Source organism: Alistipes sp. An31A (genome assembly GCF_002159425.1).
Lineage (GTDB): Bacteria > Bacteroidota > Bacteroidia > Bacteroidales > Rikenellaceae > Alistipes > Alistipes excrementigallinarum.
This window is the reverse complement of the sequence record NZ_NFIO01000021.1, coordinates 1-6366: the sequence shown is the minus strand read 5'-3', so window position 1 is coordinate 6366 and position 6366 is coordinate 1. Positions and strand designations below refer to the sequence as shown.

The following is a 6366-nucleotide window of genomic DNA, read 5'->3' as shown; positions in this document are numbered from 1 at the left end:
AAACGGAGCCGAAAATATAAAAAGATGAGTTCGATCGGAAAAATTACCGGGACAGTCTGCCGATTGACTCATAATGACGGAATTAAACGACTGTCCCTAATTTATATTGAGGGCTTGACGGTCCAATCTTCCGGCAAGCATTCTTGACAGCAAAAAAGCGGCGGTAATTCTCGGATTTCTCTTTCATACGCTCATCGGGGTATTGCCCTATAAAGATAGGCTTTTAATTCCAGTTAGCGCACACAGTCATTCGACAAAATTTCGTTACCGACTTGGCCCTCGCGATTTCTTCTTCGGGGTGATAAAGCGGCGTGGCCGGTCCTGCTGCTTTTGGGTCTGTGAAGGGCGTGGTTCGCGGGGATTGTCCCAACTCTCCCGGTAGGTCGTATCCGATTCCTTCTCCTTCCACAGGTAGGGCCGTGCCGTCGTGCCTCCCCTCCATTTCACCAGCGCCCGCACCACGTAGCCCGCTTCGATCCGGTCCCGGTCCATGCGTCGCATCGTATATTTCCCATACTCCACCCAATCCCTCGGATTGCTCCGATAGACCCACGCCATCTGCAGCCGGTCGTCCATCACCACATAACCCTCCGATTGCGTTCCCCGCACGTAGATCGGCTCTCCCTCACGGAGCATCTCGATCTGCTCCTTGGTCAAGGGCTTGCCTGCAATCGACAGTTTAGGACACGGCGGTTCTGGCTGCTGTTGCCGTTGTTTCTCCGACTCCAGCTTTTGCAGAATAGTCGTAATCTGCGGGCGTTGTTCCTCCGTGTAGTTGCGGACCCGCTCGATCATCGCCTGCCGGAGGCGATTCTGTTCGATCCGTTGCGTCAGGCGGCCGTAGCTGAACTTACGGTCTACCTGCGAAGCCTTGAACGTATGCCCCTCCAGGGTGAAGGTTACGCCCTGGATCTCCTTCGTCGGATCGCCGCCCCGATGAACAAAGGTCGTGGCGACCTGTCGTTTGGCCAGTTCTTCTGCGAGTGCCGTCCAGGTGGCACACTCGGGCAGCACCTCCCGCAGGTGGTCGTAAATACGGTGGCGCAGTTGTTCCGGACCGTGCAGCCGTTCCGTGGCAACCTGCTCCTTACCGTGCGAAAAGGTCAGTCCGTACTCCTGCTTGAGCTCCCTGCAGATGCGCATGTTGCGCAGGCGTTCGTTGCGGTCCGGAACCAGCGTCGTGTCGTAACGTACCCGGTTGTAGAGGATATGCAGGTGAGGATGTTTCGTATCGGTGTGGCGCACAACAAGGTACTGCGTGCCGGTAATCTCCATGCGTTGCATATACTCCCGCGCCAGGTCGAGCATCAGTTGGTTCGACATCCGCGGATCATCATCGGGGTGGAACGACAGCGAGATATGTCCGACAACCCGTTCGACATCGGGGCGGGCCCGGCGCTGGAACTCGAAGCTGCCGATCAGCGCCTGCCGGGAGGAGAGTTCCACGCCGCCACTCGTCAGAATGTAAGCCTTTCCCGGCTCCTTGCCGAGCAGGTAGCGCACCGCGCCGCCAAAGGATTTACCGGTAACGATTTTGCCGATCATCGTCTTAAAGTTTTTGTTTCAGCCTTCCGATCACCTCGTCGTAGAAGCGGAGGATTCGCCGCAGCTTCTCCTCGTGAGAGGCAATACCGAAGGCATGCTGAAGGAAGGCCAGCTGGTTCAGGTTGTTCCGCTCGCGCGTCAATTCAGAGACCAGGCGCAACTCTTCGGTACCGATCCGCCGCAGAATCCGCCCCGAGACGACCGCCTGGCGGGCATACTCCGAGAGGGTCAGATTGCAGGCTGCTGCCTTGCGTTGCATCCGAAGGTACTCCGCCTCGCTCACGCGGAAACGTACCGTGCGTGAGCGCAAGGTCGCAGCGCTCTTCCGCGGGCGTCCACCCTTGGGTTTCGTTACCTCCATGGCTCGGGGACGTTAATGGAGGAACAAACAATCGGGGATTGTTTCGCGTAGCGTGTTTCGTCGGACTGGCGCGACGTCCTGTGCCCCGAATCCGCAGCGAGCCCGGCGAGCGGCGGATGGTTCGGTGTGCGACCCTCGGGAGCAGACCGGGCGGGGCAGCCCCGCAGGGCGAGGTGGTTCGATGTGGCAACAAAAAAACCGATGCGGGGTTTTTGTGCCACGAGAACACAACCTCGCTCCTTTCGGTTTTCGGACCCGGGAGTCGGCAGCACGTTCGACGTCTGAAGTCGAACGGTGCGGAATCCCGGGATCGCAAAGGTTTCAGCGCGGAGGCGCTCCCGTACCGGCAAACGGCAGGAGGTTCATGTCGCGGCAAGGATGGGGAGCGTGCAGCTTTTAGCCCGAACGAATCGGGGCTTGTTGTCGTCCAACCGGAGGCAATGGGCAACCGATGGAAGATGGTCGGCTCTTCATTGGGGAGCCGTGGAAGGGATGAATGGCGTTGTCATGGTCGGTGATTTTTGCGTTGTTGTGAGGATAACGGCACCCGCCGCCGCTTTGTTTCACCATAGGGCGCGATTGCGCTTTCTTGCTGGTAGTTGCGCAGGTGGGCTGGCGGCAGGGATATGCACGAAAAAAGCCCTCGGATCAGATGATTCGAGAGCTCGTTTAGTCTGTTACTCGGCAGCCGGCCGAAGGTTGCGGTCAAGGACTGCCCGAATCCCCGATTCGGGATAGAGCAGCAGGCGGTTGCCAAGTACCGTGAAGGGAATCTGCCGCCGGTCCCGCAGCGTCTGCAAGGTGCGCGGCGAAAGGTGCAGGCGTGTGCAGACCTCCTCGCCGGTCAGGTAACGTTCCTCGCCGATCATCGGGCGGCGCTCCTCGGAGGCCTTCCGCAGCGTGCGTTCCACGCCGTCCAGTCGTGTGAACAAGCGCTGTATCTCGTCGCTCGCTTCGTTGAGATAATCCAGCGGCATGGCTATCGCGTTTGAACGGTTTTGCGGGAGAGCCATGCAGCGAGGTCCCGGCGTCGGTAGTAGAATTTACCGCCCAATCGCGAGCAGGGAATCGCTCCCCGGTCCCGGTAGCTCTGCAGCGTGCGTTTGGTGATGTTCAGTGCCCGGCACACCTCTTCGCTGTCCAATCACCCGTCGTCCTGCGGTGGCGTCAAACGGCGTTCCAGACGTTGGGCAAGGGCGGAGAGGTGTTCCACCCGTTCGAGGAGCCGCTGCCAACTCCGCTCCCCGATACATACGATCTTTTCCATGGTCTTCTTTCTGTTTGTTTTGACTATGCGGCAACCCGTCTTTATGGGTTGCACTCTGTGTGGATGGGGACGCCGAACATTCAGTGATCCCGGATCCGAAAGGCACGGCATTTCATCTTTCCCCCGGTTTATGAATCTTTGTTCCTGCAAGCTTGCACTCGGATAACGCGTTCAGCCCTTCAAAAGTTTCGCCCGCAAAGCGATGTGGCAGTGGTTGGCGTCGGTTGGCGTCGAGAGGGTGGACAAAATCGTGCAAACAATTCTTCAAAAAGAATCAATCGCGACATATTTTGTCACGCAACCCTTTTATCTTTGTGGAAAAAGAGTACGACCCATGACACTCGTTGATCAAATACGCCGCATGGTGATCATCGTCAGCAAACTCCATGGTGCAGGATACGTTCCTGCCGGCGAACTGGTGGATTACGTGACCCAGCGGATGCATTCGCAATACGCCAGCTCGTCCGGATGCACGCTGCGGACCCTGCAACGGGATTTTCAAACCATCGAGGAGTTGTTCGGCCTCACAATCCGACATGACAAACTGCGCGGATATTACCTTGCGGAACAAATAAGGAGCGGTGCAGACTATGGCGAGTTGTTGCTGAATTTCGAGATTCTGAATGCCATTGATGCCGACAGCGACATCCGGCAGTACGTACTGCCGGAACACCGGCGCAGCCGCGAGATCCCCTATATCCCGGAGTTGCTCGAAGCCATCCGTGAACGGCATCCTGTCGTTTTTGACTACCAACTGTTTCGACACGAAGGGAAGATCGTACACCGGGAGGTAAAACCGCACTACCTGAAGGAGTCCCAGCATCGCTGGTATCTAATCGGATACGTCGAGTACGACAAAGGCGACTCGTTGCGCTGCTTCGGCATGGATCGCATTTCGCACCTGCAGGTAAAGGATCGGGAGCGCTTCGTTCGTAATGAACAGATCGACATTCCGGCGCTGTTTCGGGAGAGTTTCGGTATCTGGAACAACCTGAACGATCCGGTCGAAGAGGTCGTATTGCGATACGATGCTCTGGATGGAGCCTTTATCAAGACCTTGCCACTGCATGCCACGCAGGAGATTCTCGAAGAGAAGCCCGACTCGCTGACCATCCGCCTGCACGTACGTATTACCAACGACTTTGTCATGGCCCTGTTGGCTCGCAGCCGTTCGCTGGAGGTCATACGCCCCGCCTCACTCCGAAAACGCATCTACGATACCTGCCTCGGGGCCGCCGGGCGCAACAAACCTGCGGAAGATGAACGACGAGCGATTTTGGAATGAACCGGCTGGACGGCGGCTCGCTGGCTGTCTGGGGGTGTCGGTTATTGTCGGTGTGGCGTTCGGCCTGACCTGCCTCGGCTTTTACTACCGTAATCGACAGGCGTCTCCCCGGCGGGAGAATCCATGGCGGAACTACGATCCTTCGCGCCCGACAACCGATGTCAAGGCGTTGGATTACGATCGTCGGTGGATTCTTTATCGGGACGAAGGGCCGCGGAAATCGTTGCAGACATTCTCATGGCCGACGGATGGTCGGATGTACGACGACCCGGCCAACTGCTACGAAGACTACTATGAAGAATTATATGAATATTATCATGATTAAATAACAGAGTTTTAGCGTATGAAAGGGAAACGTGAATTTACGGAATCGGAGATCGACCGACTTCGGGAGTTGATTAGGAAAAGAGTGCATGCAACGCGCGAACAGCAGAAACGGATTCGTGACGCGATGCGCCGTATCGGATTTTACGGTCAGGCCGATTGGGGAATTCGTAATTGCCAACTTGCAGATCTCGATGGACTGATTCGTTCCGGCCAAATCACGGTTACTGGCGCAACAGCACCCCGAACGACAGGAGTTGCAACCCAACCCGGCGGACGGGAACAGGAGGCGAGCAAGGTTGCCGAAACGGATGAAAGAGTGGATGAACTGGACTGTTCTGATCTCGACTTCAAGAATATCGAGAACCTGCGTCGCAACGGTTTCTCCGGATTTGTCTCCGTTGCCGCATTAAGGCCGGATTTAACACAGATTCCGGATATTCGGGGCGTCTACATGGTCGTTCGGAAGATCGGGAGCCGACCGCAATTCCGTGCAACGGGAAGTGGAGGGCATTATAAAGGGACGGATCCCAACGTTCCGATTGAGAAGCTCCGCATGAACTGGGTGGAGGAGACTTGTGCCTTGTATATCGGAAAGGCCGGAGACGAGCACAGCCAAGCGACCCTGCGGAGCCGTCTGCGACAATATTTGCAGTTCGGGGCAGGAAAACCGAGAGGTCACAAAGGCGGACGCTACATCTGGCAACTTGAAGATGCGGAGGACCTTCTGTTCTGTTGGAAGCCGCTGCCATCGGGCAATCCACCCAAAGAGGAAACCGCATTGCTCGCAGCATTCAAATGTCAATACGAGGGACGGCTTCCCTTTGCCAATCTCAAATCATAAAAGAACCTGCTTAAATAAAGTGGCGGCGGGGATCTGCAATAGGCCCCTCGCCGCCACGTCTTCATTTTTCAACTCAACAGCCGGTTTATGCCGTCAGCACCTTGCCGATGCGGCGCATCTCGCGGCTGATGTTCGCCTCGGAGATCTTTGCATAGCGCCGTGTCATGTTCGTATTCGTATGGCCCAGAATCTTGGCGATGATGTCGATCGGCATCCCGTATTCAATCGCCAGGGTGGCAAACGTATGGCGCGCCAGGTGCGTGGTCAGATGCTTGTGAATCTGGCAAATATCCGCTATCTCCTTCAGGTAGGCATTCATCTTCGTATTCGACGGGACGGGCAGCAGTTTGCCCCGTGCCCGACAGTTGGCATCGTCGCGGTACTTCTCTAGCAGGGCCGCCGCCTGCGGGAGTACTGGAACGCGGCTCATCACCGCAGTCTTCTCCCGCGGTTTATGGATCCACAGTTGCCCCTCCTCGTCCGTCGTGAAGTGTTCCTGCCGCAGGTGGTCGACATCCGTGAAGGCCAGTCCCGTCAGCGCGCAGAAGCAGAAGACATCCCGAATGCGGGACAGCCTCTCGTTGGGCATCGGTCGCTTTAGCAGCAGATCCAGTTCCGCTTTCGTCAGCGGCACCTTGACGTTCGTCTTGTCAATCTTCATCTTGTAGTAGCGGAAGGGATTCTTCTCGATCCATTCGTTGCGGACGGCATAGAGCAGGAAATTCTTCAAACAGCAGAGC

At 56.7% G+C, this 6366-nt stretch carries 9 protein-coding genes; 3 read left to right on the top strand and 6 right to left on the bottom strand.

Annotated elements, in window-relative coordinates:
- Positions 1 to 264: 264 nt before the first annotated feature.
- From B5F90_RS10660 to B5F90_RS11255, 5 genes are all read right to left on the bottom strand, one after another.
- Positions 265 to 1545 (bottom strand): relaxase/mobilization nuclease domain-containing protein, encoded by a 1281-nt coding sequence (locus B5F90_RS10660; RefSeq protein WP_087362783.1) that lies wholly within the window; start codon positions 1543 to 1545, stop codon positions 265 to 267.
- Positions 1546 to 1549: 4 nt separating this feature from the next.
- Positions 1550 to 1906, bottom strand: coding sequence for a hypothetical protein (locus tag B5F90_RS10655; RefSeq protein ID WP_087362782.1), 357 nt, complete (start codon positions 1904 to 1906; stop codon positions 1550 to 1552).
- A 677-nt stretch (positions 1907 to 2583) separates the two neighbouring features.
- Positions 2584 to 2883, bottom strand: a complete 300-nt coding sequence (locus B5F90_RS10650; protein ID WP_087362781.1) for a helix-turn-helix domain-containing protein — start codon at positions 2881 to 2883, stop codon at positions 2584 to 2586.
- 2 nt (positions 2884 to 2885) lie between these two features.
- The gene (locus B5F90_RS10645) at positions 2886 to 3050 is read right to left on the bottom strand and encodes a helix-turn-helix domain-containing protein (protein ID WP_087362780.1); all 165 of its coding nucleotides are present in this window, start codon (positions 3048 to 3050) and stop codon (positions 2886 to 2888) included.
- Positions 3051 to 3173 (bottom strand): hypothetical protein, encoded by a 123-nt coding sequence (locus tag B5F90_RS11255; RefSeq protein WP_262481252.1) that lies wholly within the window; start codon positions 3171 to 3173, stop codon positions 3051 to 3053.
- Positions 3174 to 3507: 334 nt separating this feature from the next.
- On the opposite strand from B5F90_RS11255, the gene B5F90_RS10640 reads away from it, so the two are divergent.
- The 3 genes from B5F90_RS10640 to B5F90_RS11220 are packed head-to-tail and all read left to right on the top strand — an operon-like array spanning position 3508 to position 5626.
- Positions 3508 to 4458, top strand: a complete 951-nt coding sequence (locus tag B5F90_RS10640; protein ID WP_087362779.1) for a WYL domain-containing protein — start codon at positions 3508 to 3510, stop codon at positions 4456 to 4458.
- Positions 4433 to 4783 (top strand): hypothetical protein, encoded by a 351-nt coding sequence (locus B5F90_RS10635; RefSeq protein WP_143256178.1) that lies wholly within the window; start codon positions 4433 to 4435, stop codon positions 4781 to 4783. The genes B5F90_RS10640 and B5F90_RS10635 overlap by 26 nt, the downstream gene beginning before the upstream one ends.
- An 18-nt stretch (positions 4784 to 4801) precedes the next feature.
- Complete coding sequence (locus tag B5F90_RS11220; RefSeq protein WP_239307797.1) at positions 4802 to 5626, top strand: hypothetical protein; 825 nt, start codon at positions 4802 to 4804, stop codon at positions 5624 to 5626.
- Positions 5627 to 5711: 85 nt separating this feature from the next.
- On the opposite strand, the gene B5F90_RS10620 is transcribed toward B5F90_RS11220, so the two are convergent.
- On the bottom strand, positions 5712 to 6366 hold a 655-nt coding region (locus tag B5F90_RS10620), incomplete at its 5' end, for a site-specific integrase (RefSeq protein ID WP_162607789.1).

Bases quoted from the DNA above. Each gene is read 5' to 3' on its own strand.
- B5F90_RS10650 (WP_087362781.1), bottom strand. From the start codon at position 2,883: ATGCCGCTGGATTATCTCAACGAAGCGAGCGACGAGATACAGCGCTTG.
- B5F90_RS10660 (WP_087362783.1), bottom strand. From the start codon at position 1,545: ATGATCGGCAAAATCGTTACCGGTAAATCCTTTGGCGGCGCGGTGCGC.
- B5F90_RS10655 (WP_087362782.1), bottom strand. From the start codon at position 1,906: ATGGAGGTAACGAAACCCAAGGGTGGACGCCCGCGGAAGAGCGCTGCG.
- B5F90_RS10635 (WP_143256178.1), top strand. From the start codon at position 4,433: ATGAACGACGAGCGATTTTGGAATGAACCGGCTGGACGGCGGCTCGCT.
- B5F90_RS11255 (WP_262481252.1), bottom strand. From the start codon at position 3,173: ATGGAAAAGATCGTATGTATCGGGGAGCGGAGTTGGCAGCGGCTCCTC.
- B5F90_RS11220 (WP_239307797.1), top strand. From the start codon at position 4,802: ATGAAAGGGAAACGTGAATTTACGGAATCGGAGATCGACCGACTTCGG.
- B5F90_RS10640 (WP_087362779.1), top strand. From the start codon at position 3,508: ATGACACTCGTTGATCAAATACGCCGCATGGTGATCATCGTCAGCAAA.